Origin of the sequence: Frankia casuarinae, from assembly GCF_000013345.1 — a bacterium.
Taxonomy (GTDB): domain Bacteria; phylum Actinomycetota; class Actinomycetes; order Frankiales; family Frankiaceae; genus Frankia; species Frankia casuarinae.
Genome location: NC_007777.1, coordinates 2,352,862 through 2,375,741 on the forward strand (window position 1 = coordinate 2,352,862; position 22,880 = coordinate 2,375,741).

The window sequence follows — 22,880 nt, forward strand, 5'->3', positions numbered from 1 at the left end:
ATCGAGTTGGAGCGTCTGCGCCGCGAGAACGAACGGTTGAAAGCGAAACTTGCGACGGCAGAAACCGCGCTGGCTTTTATGGGAAAAGCACGCGCTCTCTCTTGCGGCAGGTCTCCGAGAGAGCGGACTCCGAGTACCGGATCGTCCGGGCGGCGGGGCAGACCAGGGAACGCCGTGCGCAGGCGACCCACCCGCCGCGGGTCCGCCCCGAGCTGTCCGCGACCGGACCGTCACAGGTCTGGTCGCGGGATATCACCGCGTTGAAAGGACCCGAGAAAGGCGTCTGGTACCGGCTGTACGTCATCATCGATATCTACTCCCGGTATGTGACCGGCTGGCTTGTCGCTGCCGCCGAGGACGCGGTGGTCGCGAAGGATTTCCTTCTACCCCGTCCCCGACGGCTGGCCCCGGCGGTTACTGTCCCGCGGCCGGCACCCCCGCCGGCTGCGTCGGGTCGTCGGTCTCGGCTGGGTGGGCGTCGGCGGTCCGTGCGCTGTCGGCGGCCCGCGACTGGCCGGGCGGGCGCAGGACGAACAGGGCGACGAGGACGGCCGCGGCGACCAGGGCCGCGCTCACCGCGTAGGCGAGGTGGAACCCGCCGGTGAGGGCGGTGGTGGTGCTCCTGCCGTGGTCGAGCAGCGAGTCGGTGCGGGAGGCGGCAAGGGTGGCCAGGATCGCGGTGCCGAGCGCGGCGCCGATCTGCTGGGTGGTGTTGGCCACCCCGGATGCGACGCCGGCCTCGGCGGGGTCGGAGACCGCCATCGCCTGGCCGATCAGTGCGGGCATCGCCGCGCCGAAACCGATACCCAGCAGGACGAACACCGGGGCGATGTCGCTCGCGTAGCTGCCGTCAGCCGGTAGCCGGGCCAACAGTAGGAGCGCCGCGGCGACCAGCAGCAGCCCGACGACGATCACCGGCCTGGGGCCGAACCGGGTGTTCAGCGGCGACGCGAGGCCCAGCGAGACGGCCGCGATGGTTAGCGGGGCCGGCAGGAACGCCAGCCCGGTGCGCAGCGCGTTGTAGCCGAGCACGTCCTGCAGGTACAGGGCGGTGCAGAACTGGTAGCCGAACAGGCCGGCCACCATCAGGGTCAGGATGATGTTCGCTCCCCCGACCGCGCGGGAGCGGAAGATGCGCAGCGGCAGCAGTGGCTTGGCCGCTCTGGCCTGGCGGCCCACGAAGGCGGCGAGCAGGAGCAGCGAGGCGGCGAGCGACCCCAGCGTCCCGCCGTCGCTCCAGCCGTCCGCCCCGCCCCGGACGACGGTGTAGACGCCGAGCATCAGCCCGGCGGTCACCAGCCCGGCGCCGAGAACGTCCGCGCTCTCGCGCAGCCCGAGCCCGGCGATCGGGGGCAGCACCCACAGGGCGAGCACCACCGCGAGGACACCCAGCGGCACGTTGACGTAGAAGACCCACGGCCAGCTGAGACTCTTGGTCAGCACGCCGCCGAGGATGAGCCCGATCGATGAGCCGGCCGCGGCGACGAAGGCGTAGCAGGCCAGTGCCTTGGCCCGCTCCCGGCTGTCAGGGAAGATCGTGACTATCATGCCGAGTGCCACCGCGGAGGCCAGCGCCCCCCCGGCGCCCTGCAGGAAGCGGAACGTGATCAGGAGGCCGCCGGTGTTGGCCAGGCCGCAGGCCAGCGAGGCTGCCGTGAACAGGCCGAGCCCCCCGATGAAGACGGGCCGGCCGCCCAGCAGGTCACCCAGCCGCCCGGACAGCAGCAGCAGGCCAGCAAAGGCGATCAGGTATCCGTTCACAACCCAGGCCAGGTTCGCCTGGGAGAAGCCGAGGTCCTGCTGGATGGTCGGCAGCGCGACCGTAACGATCGAGCTGTCCAGGATGGCCATCAGGTTGCTGGTGCAGAGCACCCCGAGGGCGAGCCAGCGGGACGGGAGCGCCGGGGGCGGGGCCGGGGGAGTCGAGTCGGTCAACAGTCTTCCTTGACGTCGAGGAGGCCGGACGGGCCGCGGCGGCGGGCCGGTCGCGGCCGCCAGCCAGGTGCGGCGGTTCCAGCCGCCGCATGGGGCATGCCTTGTTACGGAAGCCATCATGTGTGACTGTGGGAGTGGCCGGAAGGAGGCACTTTCATGTTTCAGGGGAACAGCGATGTGATCGACTCCCCCGGCCACGAGGCCGAGGCCTGCACCGTCTTGGAGGTGCTGAACCGGATCAGTGGCAAGTGGGCCATCGGCATCCTGCTGCGGATCAGCGACGGACCGGTCCGGTTCACCGAGCTGCAGCGGTCGATCAGCGGCATCAGCCGGCGGATGCTCACCCTCACACTGCGTAACCTGGAACGTGATGGGCTGCTGACGCGGGTCGTCTACCCCACGGTGCCGCCGAAGGTCGAGTACCAGGCCACCGATATGGCCCGGGAGCTGTATGCCACGCTGCGGACGCTCACATCGTGGGCCGAACGGCACCGCGACGACATCGCCGTGGCCCGCGCGGCCTACGACCGCAACCACGGCCCCCAGGGTGGGGTCGAGTAGAGCACCCTGGAGGCCATGATGCGAAGATGCATCCGAGTATGACGCTGGGTGACTGTCGCTGGGCTGGAGCGATCCCGTCCGGATGCCAGTCCTGGAACAGGGCAGCCCGTACACCATGCGCCAGTGCCCGTACTGGGCGGGAACGTCCCGCTACGGTGCCCCGGTCCGCGTCCGCCACCGAATTCCGTCGATCAACTGCCGGCGTGTCCACGTCGGCGGCTGACCCGGTCTCTTCCTCATGCCGATACGCCGGACCACGGGAATAGCGGCGTCTGGTTGGATGTCACGGAGGTTTCCGACCGGGGCTCCGCCTGTCGTCGCCGGCGGCCCGACCGATCAGTCGGACACAGCGAGTTCGCCGAGCTCCGACCAGTCGTCCTGCTCCAGAACCGTGTTCACGATGCGCGGCGTCTCGGCGAGGTACTTCGGCAGTGTCTGCCGGGCGGCCCTGAAGTGGTCGGACTGGACGTGCGCGGCTCCGGCGTCGCCATCCTGGAATGCCTCGACCAGTACGTACTCGGTCGGGCTCTCAATGTTGCGGGACCAGTCGAACCATTTGCAGCCCGGCTCAGCGCGGGTCGCCTCGGTGAACGCCCGTGAGATCTCCGGCCACTGGTCGGCATACTCCGGCTTGATCCGGAACTTGGCGGTGATAAAGATCATTATAGACCCTTTCCGAGCTCATGGCTCTTGCTGTGGGCGACGGACCGCCTGGGGTACCGAGCTCCAATGACTGTCTCCACACCATCGACGACGGGTGGCCCCCACGCTCGGCACCTCGCCCATGGTCGTAGCAGTCACAGCCGCCACGGGCAGTCTCGATTTGAGAAATTTCGGGGTCTGCCGCGGGTTCGTGATCAGGGCTCGATGCGCTGGGTGGCAGGGACGCTGGGTGGCAGGGACGCCGTAGGGCAGCCGAGGTGTCACGACGCAGTGTGGGCGAATGTATACTTGTCAGACTTTCCTTGTCCGGGGAGGGCAGGCAATGAGTCTTGAGGGGCGTCCCACCGGCGCGGAGGTAGCGGGGAGCCGCGGCGGACCTGGCCAGGGGCCGGCCGTGGCAGGCAGCCCGGTCCTGCGCTACGCGATGGCGCGGGATGCGTCGCACTATCACCTGGTGCCCTCCGCGGTGGAACGTGTTGCCGGCGTGGGCGATGTGGCGGGGCTGTTTGCGAGATGCCGGCGGAGTGGTTCGTACCTGACGTTCCGCTCGGGCGGAACGAGCCTCAGCGGCCAGGGCGTCACCGACGGGATCCTGGTCGACGTGCGACACGGTTTTCAGTCGGCCGAGGTGCTCGACGGTGGTCACCGTTTGCGCGCCGAGCCTGGCGTGACCGTCCGTGCGGCCAACGCGCGGCTGCGTCCGTACGGGCGGAAGCTCGGCCCCGACCCAGCGAGTGAGGTCGCCTGCACCCTGGGTGGAGTCATTGCCAATAATTCCAGCGGAATGGCCTGCGGCACCGGGCAGAACGCCTACCAGACGCTTGAGGCGATGACCGTGGTGCTACCCAGCGGATCCGTGATTGACACCGGTGCGCCGGACGCGGATGAACGGCTGCGCGCACTGGAACCCGATCTGTATGCGGGCTTGCTGCGGCTCCGCGAGCGGATCTGCCGCAACCCGGCGTCCGTGGCGACGCTGCGTCGGCAGTTCTCAATGAAGAACACGATGGGCTACAGTCTCAACTCGTTTCTCGACTACGAGCGTCCCGTCGAGATCCTGGCCCATCTGATGGTCGGTAGCGAAGGCACGCTCGGGTTCGTCGCCTCGGCCACGTTCCGGACGGTGGAGCTCTTTCCCCACGCCTCGACCGGCTTGGCGGTGTTTCGTGACCTCGCCACCGCGACCGCCGCGTTGCCCGAGCTGGTCGACGTGGGGTTCGCGACGATCGAACTGATGGACGCTCGGTCCCTTGCCGTTGCGCAGACCCTCGGCGCGACACCGGCTGAGATCGGCTCGCTGGAGGTGCGTGACCATGTTGCGCTCCTGGTGGAGCTGCAGGCAGCGACCACCGAGGAGCTTGCCGACAAGGTGTCCGGGGCCGGCGGCGTGTGCGATGGGCTCGAGATCGAGTCGCCCCTGGAGTTGACCTCGGACCCGTGGCGCCGAAAGGACCTGTGGCATGTGCGCAAGGGTCTCTATACGGCCGTCGCGGGAGCGCGCCAGGCGGGGACCACGGCGTTGCTGGAGGATGTGGCGGTTCCGGTGCCGCACCTGCGGGCAGCGTGCCAGGAACTCACGAAGCTGTTCGACGCGCACGGCTATCAGAACAGTGTCATCTTCGGCCATGCCAAGGACGGCAATATCCATTTTATGCTCACCGAGACCTTCCGGGATCCCGCGCGGTTGGAACGCTACCACGCATTCACCGAGAAAATGGTTGAGCTGGTGCTCGAGCACAAGGGGACGCTCAAGGCGGAGCATGGCACCGGCCGGATCATGGCGGGGTATGTCCGTCGCCAGTACGGCGATGAACTGTATGACGTCATGACGGAGGTGAAGCGGCTGTTCGACCCGCTGGGAATCCTCAACCCGGGGGTCGTGCTGTCCGACGATCCTCGCTCCTATCTGCGCAATCTCAAGGATGTGCCGACGGTCGGCTACGGCGCGGACATGTGCGTGGAGTGCGGGTACTGCGAACCGGTCTGCCCGAGCCGGACGCTGACCCTGACTCCTCGGCAGCGGATCGCCCTGCTGCGGGAGCGTGAGGCCGCGCGGCGGGAGGGAGACGAGGGGCTCGCCGATGAGCTGTCCGCGGCCTACCGCTATGACGTGGTCGACACCTGCGCGGTCGACGGTATGTGCCAGACCGCTTGCCCTGTGCAGATCAACACCGGATCACTCGTGCGAGAGCTGCGCGCCGAGAGGGTGAACAAGGCCGAGGACGCGCTGTGGCGCTCGGCGGCCCGCCACTGGGGGGCGACCACCACACTGGCTGGGAAGGCGCTTTCTGCCGCCGCCGCACTGCCGCCGACGTTGCCGACAGCCGCGGCCTCCCTGGCCCGCAGAACGTTGGGCACCGACAGGATGCCTCAGTATGACGCCTCGCTGCCCCGCGGTGGGTACCGGCGCCGGGCGGTCGCGGCTGCCGCAGAGGCGTGCGCCGTGTACTTCCCGGCGTGCGTCGGGGCCATGTTCGGCTCGTCGTCATCCAGCGGCGGGGTCATGCCCGCGATGCTGACGCTGTGCGCGCGTGCCGGGGTAGCGGTACGGGTACCCAGGGGTATCGCGTCGATGTGTTGCGGTATGCCGTGGAAGTCGAAGGGTCTCAGGGGTGGCCACGAGGTCATCGGGGCCAAGGTCCTGCCGGCGCTGCTCGCGGCGACTGACGGCGGCCGCCTGCCGGTCGTGTGCGACGCGGCGTCATGTACAGAAGGTCTGGAGGAGCTTCGCGCCGAGGCAAAGCGGCTTGGCGGCGCCTACGAGGCACTTCGTTTCGTGGACGCGCTCGAATTCGTGCGCGCCGAAGTCGTGGGCCGCCTCTCGGTGACCCGCCGGGTGGCGTCCCTGGTACTGCACCCTACGTGCTCGACCGAGCGGCGGGGCACCACGACTTTACTCAGGGAACTCGCCGAGCTGGTCAGCGACGAGGTGGTCGTGCCGCTGGACTGGAATTGCTGCGCGTTCGCCGGTGATCGCGGACTTCTGCATCCCGAGCTGACTGCGGCGGCGACGCTGAACGAGGCACGTGAGGTCAACTCCCGCGCCTTCGAGGTGCATGCGTCGGCCAACCGGACCTGCGAGATCGGAATGTCACGCGCAACGGGGCGCGAATACGTCCACATTGTCGAGGCGCTGGAGTACGCGACTCGCCCGATCCGTGATTCTGCCCATCCAGGCGGTGCCGGCTGAGAACGTGACGTGTCGGAGAACGCCGATCGACGACTTCCCGTGACCTTGATGGATGCGCGACCCGAGCGAACGTGTCACCCGCGCGCCGTCGCGGCTTCGTACGCGAAGTCCGCCTCCGGGCCCGGTTCGGCGCCGAAAGCGCCCGCGAGTCTCTCTCGCGCGCGGGAGAGGTGTTTGTGGAGTAAGATCGTTGCCGCGTCCTGATCGCCGGTCACGATCAGCTCAAGCAGGCGAGCGTGCTCGCCGTAGATTGATTCCGCGCTCAGCAGCGCCCGACCCTGCACCTGCGACATGCACAGCCGGACTTCACCGGCGAGTTTGTGGTACATGCCGCTGATGCGGGGGCTGGACATCGAGTCGACGAGGCTGATGTGAAACCGCATGTCGGGCTCGACGATCGCGATCTGAGGGCCATTGATCACCGACTTGATCTCGTCATTGGCCATCTGGGCCTGCGCGGGAACGCGGCGGGCCGCGGCGAGCAGCCGGAGTGGCTCGCGCTCGAGGCAGTAGCGCGTGTTGTAGATGTCGCGAACGTCGTCCGGGCCGAGCTCGGGGACCCGGGCGACCTTGTGACTGCCGCGGACAAGGAGACCGGCCGCGACCAGCTTCTCGATTGCCGCCTTCGCGGTCGGGCGAGCGACATCGTACTGGGTGGCGACGCCTACTTCGGTCAGCGCCTGGTTGCTGCCGATAGTGCCGCTGAACAGCTCGGTGCGAAGATTTTCGACCACCGCGTCTATGAGCGATACCGGCTGTACAGGGCGGCGCATCACCCAGTCACCTTCCAGTACATGCGAGTCAGGCGGGTTGGTGACCCTCATGGAATCAACACGAGCTAGCCGAGATTACAACCGTCGGTCGTCGTAGCCCCGCGCGGTCTCGACCTCGGTGGGCGCACCTCACGGCGGGCCGCATCGGCCAGCAGCGCCGTGAACCGGACCAACCCATGAGGGCCGGGGCCTGTCAGGGCTGAACCGCCCCGGGCTCTTGAGAGCCCGGGGCGGTTCACCCGCCCACGTGAGCCGCGTTCTCAGGTATTCAGCTCCGGGGTGTCGTGGGTCGGGGTGAGCTCGGGGGTGGCGTGGTAGTCGACCGCGCCGGCCGCCTGCGGGTAGTGCAGGTCGAAGGCGGGCCGCTCGGAGCAGATCCGCGGTAGCGAGGTGAAGTTGTGCCGCGGCGGTGGGCAGGACGTCGCCCATTCCAGCGAGTTGCCGAAGCCCCACGGGTCGTCCACCGTCACGATCCGACCCTTCCGGTACGACCACCACAGGTTGTACAGCAGCGGCAGGGTCGACAGCGCAAGCAGGGAGCTGCCAGCGGTGGCGATGGTGTTCAGCGTGGTGAAGCCGTCGTCCGGGCCGTAGTCGGCGTATCGGCGCGGCATGCCCTTGACGCCGAGCCAGTGATCCACCAGGAAGGTCAGGTGGAAGCCGAAGAACATCGTCCAGAAGTGCACCTTCGCGAGCCGCTCGTTCAACATCCGGCCGGTGACCTTCGGGAACCAGAAGTACACCCCGCCGAAGCCGGCGAACAACAGGCCGGCGACGACGTAGTGGAAGTGGCCGACGACGAAGTAGCTGTCCGAGACGTGGAAGTCGATCGGCGGGCTGGCCAGCAGGACACCGGTCAGACCACCGAACAGGAACGTCACCAGGAAGCCGACGGCGAACAACATCGGCGCCTCGAAGGTGAGCTGTCCGCGCCACATCGTGCCAATCCAGTTGAAGAACTTGACCCCGGTTGGCACCGCGATCAGGAACGTCAGGAAAGCGAAGAACGGCAGCAGCGCCGCGCCGGTGACGTACATGTGATGCGCCCACACGGCGATCGCCAACGCCCCGATGCCGATGGTCGCGTAGACCAGTCCCTTGTAGCCGAACAACGGCTTGCGGGAGAACACCGGGATGATCTCCGTTATCATCCCGAAGAAGGGCAGGGCGATGATGTACACCTCGGGATGCCCGAAGAACCAGAACAGGTGTTGCCAGAGGACTGCGCCGCCGTTACCCGGGTCGAAGATGTGCGCGCCGAACCGGCGGTCGAACTCCAGGGCGAGCAGCGCGGCCGCGAGCACCGGGAAGGCGACCAGAACCAGGATCGAGGTCACCAGCAGGTTCCAGCAGAAGATCGGCAGCCGGAACATCGTCATGCCGGGCGCCCGCAGGCAAAGGATCGTCGTGATGAAGTTGACCGCGCCCAGGATGGTACCCAGACCGGAGACGGTCAGACCCAGCACCCACAGGTCACTGCCGATGCCCGGCGAGTAGGCAGCGTTCGACAGCGGCGTATAGGCGAACCAGCCGAAGGAGGCGGCGCCGTTCGGCGTAAGGAAGCCCGCGGTGACCGTCAGGCTGCCGAACAGGAACAGCCAGAACGACAACGCGTTCAGCCGTGGAAAGGCCACGTCAGGCGAGCCGATCTGCAGCGGGATCAGGTAGTTCGCGAACGCGAACGCGATCGGCGTCGCGAACATCAGCAGCATCAGCGTGCCGTGCATCGTGAACACCTGATTGTACTGCTCGTTCGACAGGTACTGCAGGCCCGGTCGGGCGAGCTCGGCCCGGATGAGCATCGCCAGGATTCCAGCGAACGCGAAGAATACCAGCGAGGTCATGAAGTACAGCAGCGCGATGTCCTTGTGCGACGTCGTCCGCAGGTACTGCGCCAGGGTTTTCACAACCCTGGGCGGGAGCTCGCCCGCCGGCGGGTCCGTGTGCCCGGCCGGCCTATCGTGCACAAGTGTCACATTCCGCTCCCGATGGTGTTGCCGCTGCCAGCGGTGGTGCGCGCGGCCCCGGCGTCGGGTGTCACGACCGCCGCCGGGCAGCCAACAGTGAATGTGTCATTACCGTCGGCGCGGACGGGTCCGCCGAATAGACGGCCCCACGCCGCGCGGCTCGGCGCACCGGCCGAGGAACCTGCCGGCACTAGTCACGTTATCCGCGCATCGGCCGCCGCGGCCCGGTCTGACGTCCTACATCCAGAGGCACTCCGGCACCCGGAGCGGGCGCAGAACGTCCTGCCCAGGCGGGTCCACCATTGGTGGAATCACCTTCTCGGCCGAGGCCGCCGCCACAGCGAAGGCCGCCCTGGCCACCAGTATGAGCGGCCGGGGCATCGCGTTCGGCATCCCGGTGGATCTCCCCGAGCTCCGTGCGCCACTCGTCGAGGTAGCGCAGGCCTCCGGGAAAGCCTCAGCCCGAAGCCGGCGGAGGTGAATCCCCGCCTGGTACCTGCGGTCCGCGTCGCGCAGGAAGGCGGTCCACCCAGTGGACCGACGTCTTACGCGACGCAGATCGCGAGCGTACTTTTGGGCGACGGGCTCTCGCGCGAACACCGCGAACACCGCGAACACCGCAACGTCGCGAACACCGCAACGTCGCATTCCCCAATGGCCGGGCCCCGAACATTCCCATCACCACAGTCCAACATTCCCGCTATCACAGGAGGAAGACATGTCCCTCGTCAGACGGATCCTCGTCATGCTGCTCGCGACGGCGGCAGCGGCGATCACCGTGGCCGGGCTCGGAACCACCGCCGCGTCCGCGGCCCCCGCCTGCAACCCGAAGCTGGCACCCTACGGACTCATCGGCGCACGCTGGAACCAGCTCGGCGGCCCCCGCAGTTACCTGGCCTGTCCGACCAGCGGCGAGCGCGACGTCTACTTCACCAACGGTGAATGGGCTGGCCGGCGGCAGAGGTTTCAGGGTGGGGAAATCACCTGGTCTCCCCGACAGGGGAAGCGGATGGTGATCACTGCGTGGGAGGCGAACGGTTACGCCCACGTGAGTTGGGGGCCCACCGACCCGTACCACTACGACAAGTTCATCGTCCGCTGGACCGCGTACGGCAACACCTGGCAGCGGGACGTGACCGGAGGGACATCCGGGCAGTTCCGCGTCGTGAGTGAGACCAACGGCGGCTACCAGTTCCTCATTGAGGGCTGTGACAACGGCGGCATCGGCGGGTCGAAGTGCCGCCAGGGCTGGACCCTGCCCACAGCCACCCGCCGTTAGCCACCGCAGGCCGCTGCCGGGCCGCGTGTCCGCGCCCATTGCCGTGTCCGCGCCCATTGCCGTGTCCGCGCCCATACAAACACCTGTGCTTCGATTGATGTCCTCCGGGTATCCGTCGACTTTGCTTGATGATCGAACGCGAAACTGCTCGGGCACTCCCGCCGGACGTCGGCTTCACGACATCGGGGAGCCGCATGAAGTCGTGAGACCAGCCGATCAAGTCTGGATAAAATCCGACGGAAGGCGAGGTTTTCCTCACTCAGGCAGCTACGTCATCGGGGGTGACCGGATGTCCGGATCCGGCGGACTGGTGGCGCGAACGCGCTCGCGTGGACCTGACGAGTGCACGGCCGAGGGGGCCCATGACCGGGCCCAGGACCGGACCAACTCGGCTGGTTCACCACAGGCGGCAGGTTCCGCCGAGCCCGCCGAGCATAGTGCGGCACCGCGCGCCGCTGCCGCTCGCGGGCCGGCGGCGCCCCGGGGACGCGGGGTACTCGAAGGCGCCTTCGACATTCTCGACGCTCTGTCCTGGTTCGACTCCGTCGGCCTGTCGGAACTCGCCAGGACCGCCGGGCTGCCCAAGACGACGGTACATCGGCTGGTCGAGCAGATGTGCGCGCTCGGGGTAGTCGATCGGGACAGCGGCGGCTACCGGATCGGCTCCGGCCTGCGCCGGCTGGCAGCCCCGGACCGTTCCCTGCACCGGCTGGCACGGATCGCCCGAGACCCGGTCGCCTCGCTCAGCGCGGCCACCCGTACGGCGATCGCCTTGGTCGTCCTGCGGGAGAGGCGGCTGGTGCTGGCCACCAGCGCCGCTGGGGACCGTGGGATCGACCTGCGGGGCAGCACGAGTTCGCTACGGCTCGACACCGCCGCCGGCCAGATGCTGCTTGCCTGCCAGCCGGAGCTGGTGCCGCCGCCCTCGATGTCCGAGCGGGAGTGGAAGCGGGCCCGTGCTGTCATCCGGCGCGAGGAGGCGGCGTTCGACCAGCAGGATCTTGTGGATGGGATCTGCTGCGTGTCGGTGCCGGTGCGTAGCCGTGACGGGGTTGTGGTGGCCGCGCTCACCGCCTTGGTAGTGGCCCAGCGCATCCCCGCCGGCCTGGTCGGGCGGATCCGGCACGCCGCGGGGCGGCTTGGCGGACGCCTCACCGGTCCGTTGGAGGGGCGTCCGCTTCCGTGTGGCGCGACTGACGACAAGCGGGCACGAGGCCGGCTGGTCCTGGTCGAGGACCGGTCGGACGTCCCCGGCGGGCAGGGACCGGGCGTAGCCTAGACTCGGACAGGTTCGGTAACCAGGGCTCCGGCAAAGTTGCTGGTTAGCAACTGAAGTTCATGATTGTCTGTAGGGGTCGTTCGGGGCGGCTGGCGTGGTGGCGGAGCGCCTGGGGGCGGGACCGTCACCGGCCAGCCCCCCGCTGTCCGGCGTGCAACCAGCCATCGAAGGGATCGCCATCCCGGGCGATCTCGCGGCGGCGATCATCCGCGCGCTCGCCCAGCTCGGCGGGCAAGCCGCGTATGCCGTCCGGTCCAGTGCGACGGCAGAGGACCTGCCGTCGGCCTCCTTCGCCGGCCAACAGGACACGTACCTGAACGTCGTGGGGCCGGCGGCGATCCTCCAGCACGTCAGCCGGTGCTGGGCCTCGCTGTTCACCGAGCGGGCCGTGACCTACCGCCAGCGCAACGTTGCCGGCCCCGAGGTCTTCGCGCTCGACGAACTGGGCAAGATCACCCTTGCCGCCCACGGTGACCATCGCACCGCCGTCACCGACAACAGCGCCGGCATGTTCGCCGCCGCCTCGGGCGACGCCCTCATCGCCAAGGACGGCGCCGCCATCGCCAGGACCACCTATCGAGAGTGGCTCGCGCGCTGACTCGGCCGGGGCGTGCACGACATCCGTCGTGTGGGACCCGGCCGGAATCCTTGTAGATTCACGTGGTCGACGACCGGCGTTTCCGGCGGGCTACTCCACCACCGCTACCGGTTCGCGCTGCGGGGCCGCCGGCTGGGCGTTCGCGGGGCCGTGCGCCACGGTGGCAGCGGGGCGGCCGGGGAGGAAGAGGCTGGCGACGAAGCCGACGGCGGTCAGGGCGACGACCCACCAGAACGTCACGCCGAACGCCTCGGCGACCTTGTCGGCGACAGGGCCGGGAAGCTTCACCCCCGCCGACTCGGCGAGCGCACCCTCGCCACCGACGCCCGGCAGCCGGCTGGCGATGGCGTGCTGCAGTTCGACGGCGACCAGCGCGGTGGCCAGCGACCCGCCGACCCGCTGCAGGATGTTCAGCGTCGTGGTCGCGCGCGGCACCGCCGCCTGCCCGAGCGTCGCATAGGCGGCGCCCATCGCGGGCATCATCGTCGCCCCGAAGCCCAGACCGCGCACGAACAGCGAGAACGCCAGCAGCACCTCATTGGTGTGCGCGTCGACCTGGGTGAACAGCAGCGTGCCGAGCAGGGCGAGGACCATGCCGAGCGGGACGACCGACCGGGCGCCGCGGCGGTCGGAGACCCGTCCCGCGATCGCCATGGAGATCATTGCGCCCAGTCCCTGTGGCGCCATGAGCAGGCCGGCGTCACTGGCGCTCTGCCCGCGCGCGACCTGGTAGTAGAGCGGAAGCAGGAACATCGCACCGAACAGCATGGCGCCGATCACGAAGGTCGTGACGCTCGCGATGCTGAACACCCGGTCGCCGAACAGCCGCATGTCGAGCAGGGCGCCGTCGCGGCGCAGGGCGTGCACGACGAAGCCGGCCAGCAGCACTACGCCGACGGCGATGCTGACCTGCACCTTCGCAGCCCCGAAGCCGCCGCCGTTGCCCGCCTCGGACAGGCCGTAGACGAGCGCCGCCAGCCCCGGCGAGATCAGCGCCAGGCCGGGCAGGTCGAGCCGGTGGTGCGCCGAGCCGCGGTCATCGCGTGGCAGCACCCGCCAGGACAGGAACAGGGCGAGCACGCCGATCGGCACGTTCACGTAGAAGATCCAGCGCCAGCTGAGGTGGTCGACGATCAGTCCGCCGATGACCGGGCCGAGCACCGGCGCGATGAGCATCGGGACGCCGATGATGCTCATGACCCGGCCGATCCGCTGCGGGCCCGCGGCCTGGGCGAGCAGGGTCATGCAGATCGGCATGATCATGCCGCCGCCGAGGCCCTGCAGGACCCGGAAGGCGATCAGCGTCCCTGCCGACCAGGCGAGGCCGCACAGGGCACTGCCGGCGACGAACAGCGCCAGCGAGATGTTCCACATCCGCGTCGCGCCGAACCGCTCGACCGACCAGCCGGCCAGCGGGATCACGACGGCCAGCGCCAGCAGATAACCGGTGGTGACCCAGGAGATCGTGGACAGCGACGTGTGGAACTCGTTACCGAGCGCGTGGATGGCGACCGAGACGATCGTCGTGTCGAGGATCACCATGATCGCGCCGAGCATCACTGTGGCGGACAGTCGGATCAGCGCCGGGTCCAGCTTGGCGGCCGAGGCGGGCCCGGGCGCGGCGGTGGCGGGCGGCGAGGCCGCGTTGGGTTGGTCAGGCACGTTGATCTCCGTGGCAAAGGCGGCAGACGCCGGGGGCGGTCGGTCGCGTTCGGACCTGCGGCGACCGGACGGGACAAAGCTGGTCGCCGCCCAGCATCCGACGCTCGTTGAGTTGTGTCAAATATATCGTCGTGACAACGAGACGTTCGCGGCGGCTTGCCGATACGATCGACGCATGATCGAAGCCGCTCGGGAGGCCGCCGGGGAGGCGACTGCCCGAGATGCGACCGCCCGGGACGCGACCGCCCGGGACGCGGGCACTCGCGAGGCGGGCACTCGCGAGGCGGGCACTCGCGAGGCGGGCACTCGCGAGGCGGGCACTCGCGAGGCGACAGCTCGCGAGGCGTGGCGCGCCATGCTGGCGCTGACCTTCAGCGGCGAGGCGCCCAGCCGGATGCACACCGTCTGCCAGGCGTTTGATCTCACGCCGGCCGCTTTGAAGATCCTTCTGGTGCTGTCGGGGGGCCCGCGCCCGATGCGCGAGCTCGTCGAGATGTTCCGCCACGACCCGAGCTACCTGACCAGCGTCGTCGACCTGCTCGAGCGCCGCGGCGTCGCCCGGCGCGAGCCGCACCCGACCGACCGGCGGGCCAAGACGGTCGCGATGACCGAGGAGGGCCGACGCGTTCTGGCCCAGGCCCAGGAGATGCTGTCCGTTCCCCCGGCGTCGCTGCAGGTGCTCTCGCCGGATGAGCAGCAGCAGCTGCTGCGCCTGCTCATCCGCGTCGTCGACGCGGAGCCCACTATTCCCACGGCGCTGCGCCCGCGTCCCGTCACGTCCCCATCTGACTGATCGGTTACGCTTCTGCTCCTACTGACCGAGTGACCCCGTCTTCGCTGTCCACAAAAGCGGGATCGTTCCACTGGCGGCGGCGGTCGCCTCGTCGGCAGCGGCCTGGGTGACCGGGCTGGTGAGATGGCTGGGCATGATCTGAGAGATCATCGTGCCGCCGCCGTGGCCGGCCCGCGGACGACCGAGCAGCGCTGGTTCAGAACTCGTACTTCTGCTTGAGCTCGGCGAGCGTGTCGAGGAAGCCGTCCAGGTGTTCGTCGGACAGCCGGTTGTTCACCATCAGCCGGATCACGGTCTGGTTCTTGTTCACCGCCGGGTAGCCGAACATCGGTACCAGATACCCGCGATCGAGGAAGTCCTGCCGGACGCGTACGGCGGTGTGGTTCGAGCCCACCGAGATCGATGTGACGTAGGTCGGCGTGGCGTTGATGGTGCAGCCGATCCCGAGCAGTCGCTCCCGCAGCCGGTCGACTCGGTCGAGGTAGCGTTCCATCACGGACGGGTCTTGTCTCATCCGGCGCAGCACATGGACGATGGCGCCGGCGGTCGGCGGCTGAATGTTGGTGGTGAACACCGACGTGCCCGACAGGAAGCGGAACGCATCAAGAGCGTCGGCCGGTCCCGCGAGGGCGCCACCGCCCAAGCCGATGGACTTGCCGAACGACACCATCAGGAAAGTCGCCCGGCGCAGCTCCTCGTATTCAGCGGCGAACCGGTGGCCGCCGTTGCCGTAGACCATGAAGCCGTTCGCGTCGTCGACGAAGCTGACCGCGCCGAACTCGTCGCACAGGTCGAGGATCTCGCCGACCGGAGCCATCGAGCCGTCGGAGTACACGGTCAAGAATCCGACAACGACCCGCCGGCCGCGGAGGTTTTCCAGCACCTGCCTGAGATCGGCAATGTCATTGTGGCGGAAGTTGATCAGGTTACGTCCGAACTTGAATCGTTCAACGGCCTTCCACATGCTCCAGTGGCTGTCCCGGTCGAGCACGAACACCGTGTCGGCGTTGTCCACGCCGGGCTGGTCGTTGAACGAGAACCTGGCGCTCATCGCGTGCACGAACCCGACGTTGGCCAGCAGCCCGGTGGCGTAGGTGAGCGCCTTCTGCCGGCCGGTGATCTCGGCGACCAGCGCCTCCAGTTCCAGGTGTGGCCGGGCGACGCCCTGAACCACTCGGGAGCCGCCGACGACCAGGCCATAGTTCATCGCCGTCTCGACGAAGACGTTGCGCACGTCCGGGTCGTGTTGCCATCCGAGGATGCCGATGCCGGCGAAGTTGACCACTTTTCTGCCGTTGATGCTTATGACCGCGTCGTTGCGGTCGTCAAGCTCGGGAGTCGCGATCAGTTCACCGCTTCGCCTCGCGCTTTCGACCCATTCGGAGAAACCCCAGCGGGCCAGCGCCGGCTCCGCGGACAAGGCAGTCATGATCGTCCCTCATTTCGGCGAGTTAGGCCCAGGAGTGTTGGCGTCTTCTCGTTGCTCGGTGGTGGAAGGGCAAATGCGAGACCGCTGGACGGCGCAAACAGAGCAGGCCGAGACCAGGTCAGCCCACGACGGGGCCACCGAGTTCGGAGCCACCGAGTTCCGGTCGGTTCAGAGCAGGGTGCCGAGTCGGGAGTCGACTTCCTCGGCGCTGATGCCGAATTGGGCCAGGTCGTAGCGGTGCGAACGGAGGCGTGCGTCTTCGGCCAGCACGGCCGACATGGCCGGGCGGACCTCGTTGGCCAGGTCCCATCCGAGGTGGCGGTAGATGTCGGCGACGACCGCCAGCGGGTCGGCGGTGAACTCGTCGAATTCGACGTCGTAGAATCTGGCCTGGTCGTGTTTGGCCCGCTCCGTGGCGAATCGCGCAAGAGTGCGAGTGGCGAGTGCGAGCAGGGTAGGGCCGATCACCTCGCCCTGGAAAACTGAGGACATGCCCGCGGCAAGCTTGCTCGCCATGCTGCACGCCGATCCCAGTACCGTACTAGCGGGTCTGCGGTGGGTCTGGATCACCATTGCGTCGGGGTAGGTCGCCAGCAGGGCATCCAGACAGGGCATGTGACTGGAGGACTTGAGTACCCAGCGTCGCCCGGGGTCATGCAGCCCGATCAGTTGGAGGTTGCGGCGATGCCGCCGGTACGCTTCGGTCGAGTCCCGGCCTGCCAGCCACGCGGAGTACGTCGGCACGTACCCGGTGAACTCGAAATACGGCGAGACCATCGACTGGCGGGTCAACAGCCAGCACTCCTCGACCTCGCCGGCTTTGCGATTGTGGATGCCCAGGTAGCCGGGATGTTGCTCGACAAACTTGTCGACGCCCCCCTGGACCATCTGGAAGATCGGGTTGGTAGGCCAGGTCGAGCGTGCGGGCCGGGGCTGGGGAGCGTAGCCCAGCCACAGTTCGAGCCCTTGGTTGGCCGAGTCGGCGGTGAGTAGCCGGTGCAGGGTGGTGGTGCCGGTCCGCGGCATACCGACGATGAACACCGGCCTCTCGATCGGGACCTGGGCGTGCTCGGGATGTCTCTGCCACCCGGCCTCACTGAACAGGCGGGCCATCAGGATGCCGCACAACTCGTCCTGGACCAGCTGGACGCCGTGCGGCGTCAGGCTCGCCTCTTCCTGATAGGAGGCCAGGAGCACCTCGAGCCCTTCCAGATAGTCCGCCGGGCCGAAGTCGGTGAGTCCGGTGAGATCGGATGCCGTGGTGTGTAGCTCCTCGATTGTTTGGATCTTGTCCACTGAGTACGCTCCTCTGGTCCGTCAGCAGACGGCTTCAACAAATTCTCGAGATACAACGACCGGTTCCTCCCTGAGGGGCAGCAGGTGGAACCGGCCTTTTCGCGGAGCGTACGGAGGGTGTATAGGGGTCTCCGCGGCTGGCCAGCCGGAAAACATCCAGTTTCCCAGGCCGGCTCTGGACGCCGTGCCCGATGCCGCTCCTGATTTATCCGCGCCGGCGGGTCCCGGTGCAAGATATGGCCGTCGATCCGGATGACAATGCGAACGTCATGACCGCGTCCCTTCCGCAACTGTCGCGAACGTCCTGGTAGGCCATCGGCGGCACCCGTTCGCCGGGTGCGGCAGTCTGGGCAGCTGAACATGCCGGCGAAATACTGGTCTCCACTGACTTCGAGCCAATCATAGCCGATACGAGTGGGTGATCGACGTTCTGCGCCCGGGGCCAGCCATCGACAATTGAGATCGGCTGATACGAACATCAGAGCCAGCACGGCCGTGGGTTGATACCCCGCTGCTTCGGGCCCATACTTCCTGCCTCGCGGCAACCGAGGTCGCCACGGTCGCATCACGCCACCCATCCCCCGCCGTTGACAACCTGATGGCCGCGCCTGAAGTGACAACGGCGGGCCCGGCCAGGCGCGTGGATGTCCGGGCATAGAACGGCGGGTAACATTTTATCGCGAACGGGTTACGGCTATAGGTCAGCGCGGACTTGCTGGCCGCGTAAACGCTGCCACCCGGCTCGGGGATCCGGTCGGCGGCGTTACTGCCGATGGTGATGATCCGACCGCCCGCTGGTCATGGATCGGCACCTACTGGACGCTGACGGTGGCGCGGTGGTGGCGCGGTTCCTCGATCTCGTCGAGCAGCGCGATCGCGAAGTCCGCGTACCCGATCCGGCTGGCCGGGTCGCCGTGCTCGGCGACCCGGTACCGGCCGGTGCGCGCCCCGTCGTGGTCGAAGTCCCCAGCGGGAGCGACGTACACCCAGTCGAGTTCGCAGGCGCGCAGCACGTCGAGGCCCGCCGCGTGGCCGAGGAAGAAGGAACGGTACTCGTTCGGGTAGCCGGGCTCGTCCATCAACGCGGCGCCAGATGCCCCCGGCAGGATCGAGGAGAGGCCGACGACCACCAGGCGGCGCACGCCCGCCCTGGCCAGCCCGGTGGCCAAGGCGCGGGACGACGCGGTGAAGAAGTCGTGCGCCGGCGTGGACAGGTCGACCGCGGCGCTGATCGCCGCGTCCTGTCCGGCCGCCGCACGCTCGACACTTACCGCATCAGTGACATCACCCGCAACCACCCGGGCGTCGGACGGCAGGTCGCCATGACGTGCGGGGTCGCGCATCACGGCGGTGACCCGGTGGCCGCGGCGACCTGCTTCGGCGAGAACCTGCCGCCCCGCACGCCCGCCCGCGCCGAACACCACAATGTTCACGGCAACCCCTCTCCCCGTATGCCGGTGCCCTTGCGCCTGCCGGTGCGCGGACGCTATCGGGGATGGCGGTTACCGCGGGGATACCGGCTGGCTGGCTATCGTGAAGCGGTGAGGAAGCCCCTGCCCGCCGACATGTTCGACGAGCTGTGCCCGTCCTCGCTCAACCCGATCCGCTTCGGCGACAAGTGGGCAGCGCTCATCATCCGCTGCCTTGAGGACGGGCCGCGCCGGTTCTCCGAGCTGCGCGTGCCGCTGAGCCGGGTCACTCCCAAGGTGCTCACCCAGTCGCTGCGTTCCCTTGAACGGGACGGCCTGATCACCCGCACCGTCCTGGATGCCAGGGCCACCGCCCATGTCGAGTACGAGCTGACCGCGCTGGGCCGCAGCATGCTGGAGCCGATGGCGGTCGCCTGCGCCTGGGTCGCCGAGCACTGGGACCAGCTCCTCGACGCCCGCGAGGCGTATGACCGCGCCCTCCGCCTCGACCGCGCCGGATGAGGCGGCGTGGCTATCGCCGACGCGCCGCACAGTTCTGGACACATACCGAAACGTGCGGAGCGACGCCGATCCAGCCGAGCGAGACCCACAGCGTGACCGCTACCTCGGCCGTTTCCAGTTCGACACCGGGACCCTCGCCATCTTCGACCAGCGCCCCGACGTCCCCCGCCATCGGCGAACGCACCGGCGTCACCACGACCGCCGGTCCCGCCGGCCGCGCGATCACTCTGCTTCGCGGGTGACGTGCCTGCCCGCATCGTGCATACGGGCGGGCACGGGGCGGACCGGGCAGGCCGTCGGTACCGGAGGCGGCTCCGGCCGGTGGCGGCGCCTGTGTCCCGCCCGCGCGGCCGGTCGAAGGCCGGTGAAACCGGCGTGCAGGGGCGGTGATACCGCCGTTGTCTAGCGTTCTGGCCAGCTCATCCGACGCCTCCCTCGACCCGACGCCCCCGTTGTCGATCCCCCGTTGTCGATCCCCCGTTGTCGCGACACCCCACGGAAGGAAGACGGATGACAGCCATGCCCGCGGTCCAGGCCGGTGGTCTGGTCAAGAGATTCGGCGATTTTCACGCCGTCGACCACATCGATCTCGAGGTGCACCACGGCGAGATCTTCGGCGTGCTCGGGCCCAACGGCGCCGGCAAGACGACGATGCTGAAGATGCTGGCCACGCTGTTGGCGATCGACGACGGCCGGGCCGAGATCTTCGGCGTCGACGTCGCCGCCCAGCCGCACCGGGTCCGTCAGCTCATCGGCGTGACCGGCCAGTACGCCTCCGTGGACGAGGACCTCACCGCCACCGAGAACCTGTGGCTGTTCGGCCGGCTCCAGGGCCTGCGCTCGGCTGACGCGCGCGCCACCGCGCGCCGGCTGCTGGAGCAGTTCGGTCTCGAGGAGGCCGCCGAACGACAGATCTCGGCGTTCTCCGGCGGGATGCGCCGCCGCCTCGATCTTGCCGCGTCCCTCATCACCCGGCCACCGTTGATCTTCCTGGACGAGCCGACGACCGGCCTCGACCCGCGTACCCGCGGCCAGATGTGGGACACCATCCGCGAGCTCGTCAACGACGGCTGCACCGTCCTGCTCACCACGCAGTACCTGGACGAGGCCGACCAGCTCGCCGACCGGGTCTGCGTGATCGACCACGGGCGCAAGGTCGCCGAGGGCACGCCGGACGAGCTCAAGACCCAGGTCGGCGACTCGACGCTGCAGCTTCAGCTCGCCCCCGGCGCTGACCAGGAGCGCGCCCGCGAGGTGGTGCTGCGGGTGCTCGGCGAGGAGCCGGTCACCACGCCCGAGTCCGGCCGGCTCAACGTCCCGCTCGACGTCGCCGACCGGGCCGCCGACGTGCTGATCGCGCTGCGCGGGGCCGCCGTCGCGATCGCCTCGGTCAGTGTCGCCAAACCGACCCTCGACGAGGTCTTCTTCGCCCTCACCGGCCACGGCGCCGGTCCCGGCCACGGCGGCCCGGGCGACGCCGGCGACCCGGGCGACGCCGGCGACCCGCAGACCGCCGGCGGCCCGACCGGAGCGGTACCCGACCAGGACGCGACCGGCCCCGACGACCACGCCACGGAGGTAACTCGATGAACACCGTTCTCGCCGGGCCGTCGGCCGGGCCGGCCGCAGGCGCGCCGCGGCCGGCCTCGGCCGTCGACCCGGCAGCCGCCGTTGCCCGTACCCGGGCCCGCGCCGGGGTGGGGGACACCCTTACCCAGAGCTTCGCGATGGCCTGGCGAGCGCTGAAGAAGATGCGCCGCAACCCGGAACAGTTCTTCGACGTGGCGCTCCAGCCGCTGCTGTTCACCGCGATGTTCGCCTACGTGTTCGGCGGCGCGATCTCCGGCGACGTCCACAGCTACCTGCCGCTGCTCATCCCCGGCATCGTCGCCCAGACCGTGCTCACCACCTGCATGGCCACCGGTACGCAGCTGCGGGAGGACATGGACAAGGGGGTCTTCGACCGGTTCCGGTCCCTGCCGATGTCCCGGATCGCGCCGCTGGCCGGGCCGATGATCGCCGACCTGGTCCGCTACCTGATCGCGGCGAGCCTGACCTACCTGATGGGCCTGATCCTCGGCTACCGGCCCGGCGGCGGCGTGCCCGGCGTGCTCGGCGCGATCGTGCTCGCGGTCCTGACCGGCTGGGCGATCGCGTGGGCGTTCACCTGGATCGGCACGGTCGCCCGCAGCGCCCGCAGCGTGCAGGGAATCTCGATGATGATCCTGTTTCCGCTGACCTTCCTGTCCAACGCGTTCGTGCCGGCGAAGACGCTGCCGGGCTGGCTGGAGACCTTCACCAGGGTCAATCCGGTGTCACACCTGGTCTCCGCCACGCGGGACCTGGCCAACAACGGCGTGCTCACCGGGCAGGTCGGCTGGACGCTGCTCACCGGTCTCGCCGTGATCGTGATCTTCCTGCCGATGTCGGTCGTCAGCTACAAGCGGCACCTGTAGCCCGTGCCCCGGCGATGCCCCGTCGCGGCCCGGTGGTAGATCGGCCAGCCGCTCGGCCAGCCGTTCGACGAGGATGCACGCCTCGTCGAACAGCTGTGCCGGGCGCCGGGCCTCGGCGTCCGACCGGGCTGCCGGGAGTGCGCCGGGTGCCCGGCGCTCGGCGAGCGCCTCGACCCGGGCCCACCCCAGCGACGGGATCGTCGCGATGTAGGAGAAACGCTTCGCCAGCGCGAGCAGCTGGACCGCCTCCCGCACTGTCATCCCGGCCGGCATCCCGGCCGGCCGGCCGTCGCGAAGGCCCCAGACGCCGAACGCGAACAGCAGCGTCCCGCACGCCGGATAGTCGATCGTGGCCCGGCTGCGTCGCAACGCGTCGGCACACCGGACGAGACTGGCGCGAAACAGGTCGTGGCCGGTGGCGAGGTCGTCGGCGCTGGCCGCGTGCCAGGCGAAGGCGGCGAGCGCCACCGCGTCGCCGGCCAGCACCCAGGGCTCGACGCCGGTCGTTGCGACGCCGGGCCATCGCAACGCCCGCATCCCCGCTGCCGCGTCCAGATGCTGGCGCAGGCCCACAGCCGTGTCGCCGCGCACGATCGCGAGCTCGGCCCGGCCGATCGCCGCCATCATCGGGCCGCCGTACACGGCCCCGTCCGACGGGTCGATCTGGGCGAGATACTCCTCGGCCGCGTCGAGCCGGCCGCCGTTGACGGCGTCGAACGCCAGCAGCACCCGCAGCTGTGCGACGTCGTCGCGGGCACCGAGCCGTTCCAGGACCGGCAGGGCCGCCTGGGCGTGGGAACGGGCGACGGCGAAATCTCCGCGCCGCATCGTCAGCTCGGCCAGCCGGGTGTGCACCATGGCCGTCAGCCACGGCCCTTCCCGCGGTGTGGCCAGGGCCAGCGTCTGCTCGGCGGCTGCCGCCGAGGCCAGTGCCTCACCGGCGTTCTCGTGCAGATGGGCCAGCCACACCAGACAGACCAGGCGCAGGTGCCGGTCGGCGCCGTCCGCCAGCCGCACGAGCTGTGTCTCGGTGTCCGTGGGCTGTGCCGGGTCGAGGGCGAGCAGCAC

Annotated in this window: 16 protein-coding genes and 2 pseudogenes; 10 read left to right on the forward strand and 8 right to left on the reverse strand. The window is 68.9% G+C overall.

Annotated elements, in window-relative coordinates:
• Positions 1 to 134: 134 nt before the first annotated feature.
• Positions 135 to 374: pseudogene (locus FRANCCI3_RS27960) on the forward strand (DDE-type integrase/transposase/recombinase); the annotation flags it as partial.
• Positions 375 to 414: 40 nt separating this feature from the next.
• Here FRANCCI3_RS27960 and FRANCCI3_RS10065 read toward each other — a convergent pair.
• Positions 415 to 1,851: a DHA2 family efflux MFS transporter permease subunit gene (locus tag FRANCCI3_RS10065; protein ID WP_082456732.1), complete on the reverse strand. Its 1,437-nt coding sequence runs from the start codon at positions 1,849 to 1,851 to the stop codon at positions 415 to 417.
• 240 nt (positions 1,852 to 2,091) lie between these two features.
• Between FRANCCI3_RS10065 and FRANCCI3_RS10070 the strand changes: the two genes are divergently transcribed.
• Positions 2,092 to 2,496: a winged helix-turn-helix transcriptional regulator gene (locus FRANCCI3_RS10070; protein WP_011436436.1), complete on the forward strand. Its 405-nt coding sequence runs from the start codon at positions 2,092 to 2,094 to the stop codon at positions 2,494 to 2,496.
• A 336-nt stretch (positions 2,497 to 2,832) separates the two neighbouring features.
• Here the strand turns inward: FRANCCI3_RS10070 and FRANCCI3_RS10075 are convergent, their stop codons facing one another.
• Positions 2,833 to 3,159 (reverse strand): putative quinol monooxygenase, encoded by a 327-nt coding sequence (locus FRANCCI3_RS10075; RefSeq protein ID WP_011436437.1) that lies wholly within the window; start codon positions 3,157 to 3,159, stop codon positions 2,833 to 2,835.
• A 394-nt stretch (positions 3,160 to 3,553) separates the two neighbouring features.
• On the opposite strand from FRANCCI3_RS10075, the gene FRANCCI3_RS10080 reads away from it, so the two are divergent.
• Positions 3,554 to 6,349: an FAD-binding and (Fe-S)-binding domain-containing protein gene (locus FRANCCI3_RS10080; RefSeq protein WP_236701475.1), complete on the forward strand. Its 2,796-nt coding sequence runs from the start codon at positions 3,554 to 3,556 to the stop codon at positions 6,347 to 6,349.
• A 74-nt stretch (positions 6,350 to 6,423) separates the two neighbouring features.
• Here FRANCCI3_RS10080 and FRANCCI3_RS10085 read toward each other — a convergent pair whose 3' ends face one another.
• Positions 6,424 to 7,122, reverse strand: a complete 699-nt coding sequence (locus tag FRANCCI3_RS10085; RefSeq protein WP_011436439.1) for a GntR family transcriptional regulator — start codon at positions 7,120 to 7,122, stop codon at positions 6,424 to 6,426.
• Between the two features lie 260 nt (positions 7,123 to 7,382).
• Positions 7,383 to 9,098 (reverse strand): aa3-type cytochrome oxidase subunit I, encoded by a 1,716-nt coding sequence (ctaD, locus tag FRANCCI3_RS10090; RefSeq protein WP_011436440.1) that lies wholly within the window; start codon positions 9,096 to 9,098, stop codon positions 7,383 to 7,385.
• A 709-nt stretch (positions 9,099 to 9,807) separates the two neighbouring features.
• Between ctaD and FRANCCI3_RS10100 the strand changes: the two genes are divergently transcribed.
• From FRANCCI3_RS10100 to FRANCCI3_RS29000, 3 genes and pseudogenes are all read left to right on the forward strand, one after another.
• A complete protein-coding gene (locus tag FRANCCI3_RS10100) occupies positions 9,808 to 10,368 on the forward strand; it encodes an LGFP repeat-containing protein (RefSeq protein ID WP_011436442.1) in 561 nt (186 codons plus the stop codon).
• 310 nt (positions 10,369 to 10,678) lie between these two features.
• Positions 10,679 to 11,647, forward strand: a complete 969-nt coding sequence (locus FRANCCI3_RS23370) for an IclR family transcriptional regulator (RefSeq protein WP_160172397.1) — start codon at positions 10,679 to 10,681, stop codon at positions 11,645 to 11,647.
• A gap of 151 nt (positions 11,648 to 11,798) precedes the next feature.
• Positions 11,799 to 12,056 (forward strand): annotated as a pseudogene (locus FRANCCI3_RS29000) (PEP/pyruvate-binding domain-containing protein); the annotation flags it as partial.
• Between the two features lie 279 nt (positions 12,057 to 12,335).
• Here FRANCCI3_RS29000 and FRANCCI3_RS10115 read toward each other — a convergent pair.
• On the reverse strand, positions 12,336 to 13,907 hold the full coding sequence (locus FRANCCI3_RS10115; RefSeq protein ID WP_011436445.1) for a DHA2 family efflux MFS transporter permease subunit: 1,572 nt from the start codon (positions 13,905 to 13,907) through the stop codon (positions 12,336 to 12,338).
• 175 nt (positions 13,908 to 14,082) lie between these two features.
• Between FRANCCI3_RS10115 and FRANCCI3_RS10120 the strand changes: the two genes are divergently transcribed.
• Positions 14,083 to 14,700 carry a MarR family winged helix-turn-helix transcriptional regulator gene (locus tag FRANCCI3_RS10120; RefSeq protein ID WP_011436446.1) on the forward strand — a complete coding sequence of 206 codons (618 nt, stop codon included), beginning with the start codon at positions 14,083 to 14,085 and terminating at the stop codon, positions 14,698 to 14,700.
• A 196-nt stretch (positions 14,701 to 14,896) separates the two neighbouring features.
• On the opposite strand, the gene FRANCCI3_RS10125 is transcribed toward FRANCCI3_RS10120, so the two are convergent.
• From FRANCCI3_RS10125 to FRANCCI3_RS10135, 3 genes are all read right to left on the reverse strand, one after another.
• Positions 14,897 to 16,129, reverse strand: a complete 1,233-nt coding sequence (locus FRANCCI3_RS10125; protein ID WP_011436447.1) for an aminotransferase class I/II-fold pyridoxal phosphate-dependent enzyme — start codon at positions 16,127 to 16,129, stop codon at positions 14,897 to 14,899.
• 168 nt (positions 16,130 to 16,297) lie between these two features.
• Positions 16,298 to 17,425, reverse strand: a complete 1,128-nt coding sequence (locus FRANCCI3_RS10130; protein WP_011436448.1) for a sulfotransferase family protein — start codon at positions 17,423 to 17,425, stop codon at positions 16,298 to 16,300.
• A gap of 812 nt (positions 17,426 to 18,237) precedes the next feature.
• Complete coding sequence (locus FRANCCI3_RS10135; protein WP_011436449.1) at positions 18,238 to 18,858, reverse strand: NAD(P)-dependent oxidoreductase; 621 nt, start codon at positions 18,856 to 18,858, stop codon at positions 18,238 to 18,240.
• 108 nt (positions 18,859 to 18,966) lie between these two features.
• Here FRANCCI3_RS10135 and FRANCCI3_RS10140 point away from each other — a divergent pair, with 108 nt between their 5' ends.
• From FRANCCI3_RS10140 to FRANCCI3_RS24420, 3 genes are all read left to right on the forward strand, one after another.
• Positions 18,967 to 19,356, forward strand: coding sequence for a winged helix-turn-helix transcriptional regulator (locus FRANCCI3_RS10140; protein ID WP_011436450.1), 390 nt, complete (start codon positions 18,967 to 18,969; stop codon positions 19,354 to 19,356).
• Between the two features lie 510 nt (positions 19,357 to 19,866).
• Positions 19,867 to 20,946, forward strand: coding sequence for a daunorubicin resistance protein DrrA family ABC transporter ATP-binding protein (locus tag FRANCCI3_RS10150; protein ID WP_011436451.1), 1,080 nt, complete (start codon positions 19,867 to 19,869; stop codon positions 20,944 to 20,946).
• On the forward strand, positions 20,943 to 21,812 hold the full coding sequence (locus FRANCCI3_RS24420; RefSeq protein ID WP_011436452.1) for an ABC transporter permease: 870 nt from the start codon (positions 20,943 to 20,945) through the stop codon (positions 21,810 to 21,812). The genes FRANCCI3_RS10150 and FRANCCI3_RS24420 overlap by 4 nt, the downstream gene beginning before the upstream one ends.
• The last annotated feature ends 1,068 nt before the right edge of the window (positions 21,813 to 22,880 follow it).

Bases quoted from the DNA above. Each gene is read 5' to 3' on its own strand.
- FRANCCI3_RS24420 (WP_011436452.1), top strand. From the start codon at position 20,943: ATGAACACCGTTCTCGCCGGGCCGTCGGCCGGGCCGGCCGCAGGCGCG.
- FRANCCI3_RS10125 (WP_011436447.1), bottom strand. From the start codon at position 16,129: ATGACTGCCTTGTCCGCGGAGCCGGCGCTGGCCCGCTGGGGTTTCTCC.
- FRANCCI3_RS10120 (WP_011436446.1), top strand. From the start codon at position 14,083: ATGATCGAAGCCGCTCGGGAGGCCGCCGGGGAGGCGACTGCCCGAGAT.
- FRANCCI3_RS10150 (WP_011436451.1), top strand. From the start codon at position 19,867: ATGACAGCCATGCCCGCGGTCCAGGCCGGTGGTCTGGTCAAGAGATTC.
- FRANCCI3_RS10085 (WP_011436439.1), bottom strand. From the start codon at position 7,122: ATGCGCCGCCCTGTACAGCCGGTATCGCTCATAGACGCGGTGGTCGAA.
- FRANCCI3_RS10070 (WP_011436436.1), top strand. From the start codon at position 2,092: ATGTTTCAGGGGAACAGCGATGTGATCGACTCCCCCGGCCACGAGGCC.
- FRANCCI3_RS10065 (WP_082456732.1), bottom strand. From the start codon at position 1,851: ATGGCCATCCTGGACAGCTCGATCGTTACGGTCGCGCTGCCGACCATC.
- FRANCCI3_RS10075 (WP_011436437.1), bottom strand. From the start codon at position 3,159: ATGATCTTTATCACCGCCAAGTTCCGGATCAAGCCGGAGTATGCCGAC.
- FRANCCI3_RS10100 (WP_011436442.1), top strand. From the start codon at position 9,808: ATGTCCCTCGTCAGACGGATCCTCGTCATGCTGCTCGCGACGGCGGCA.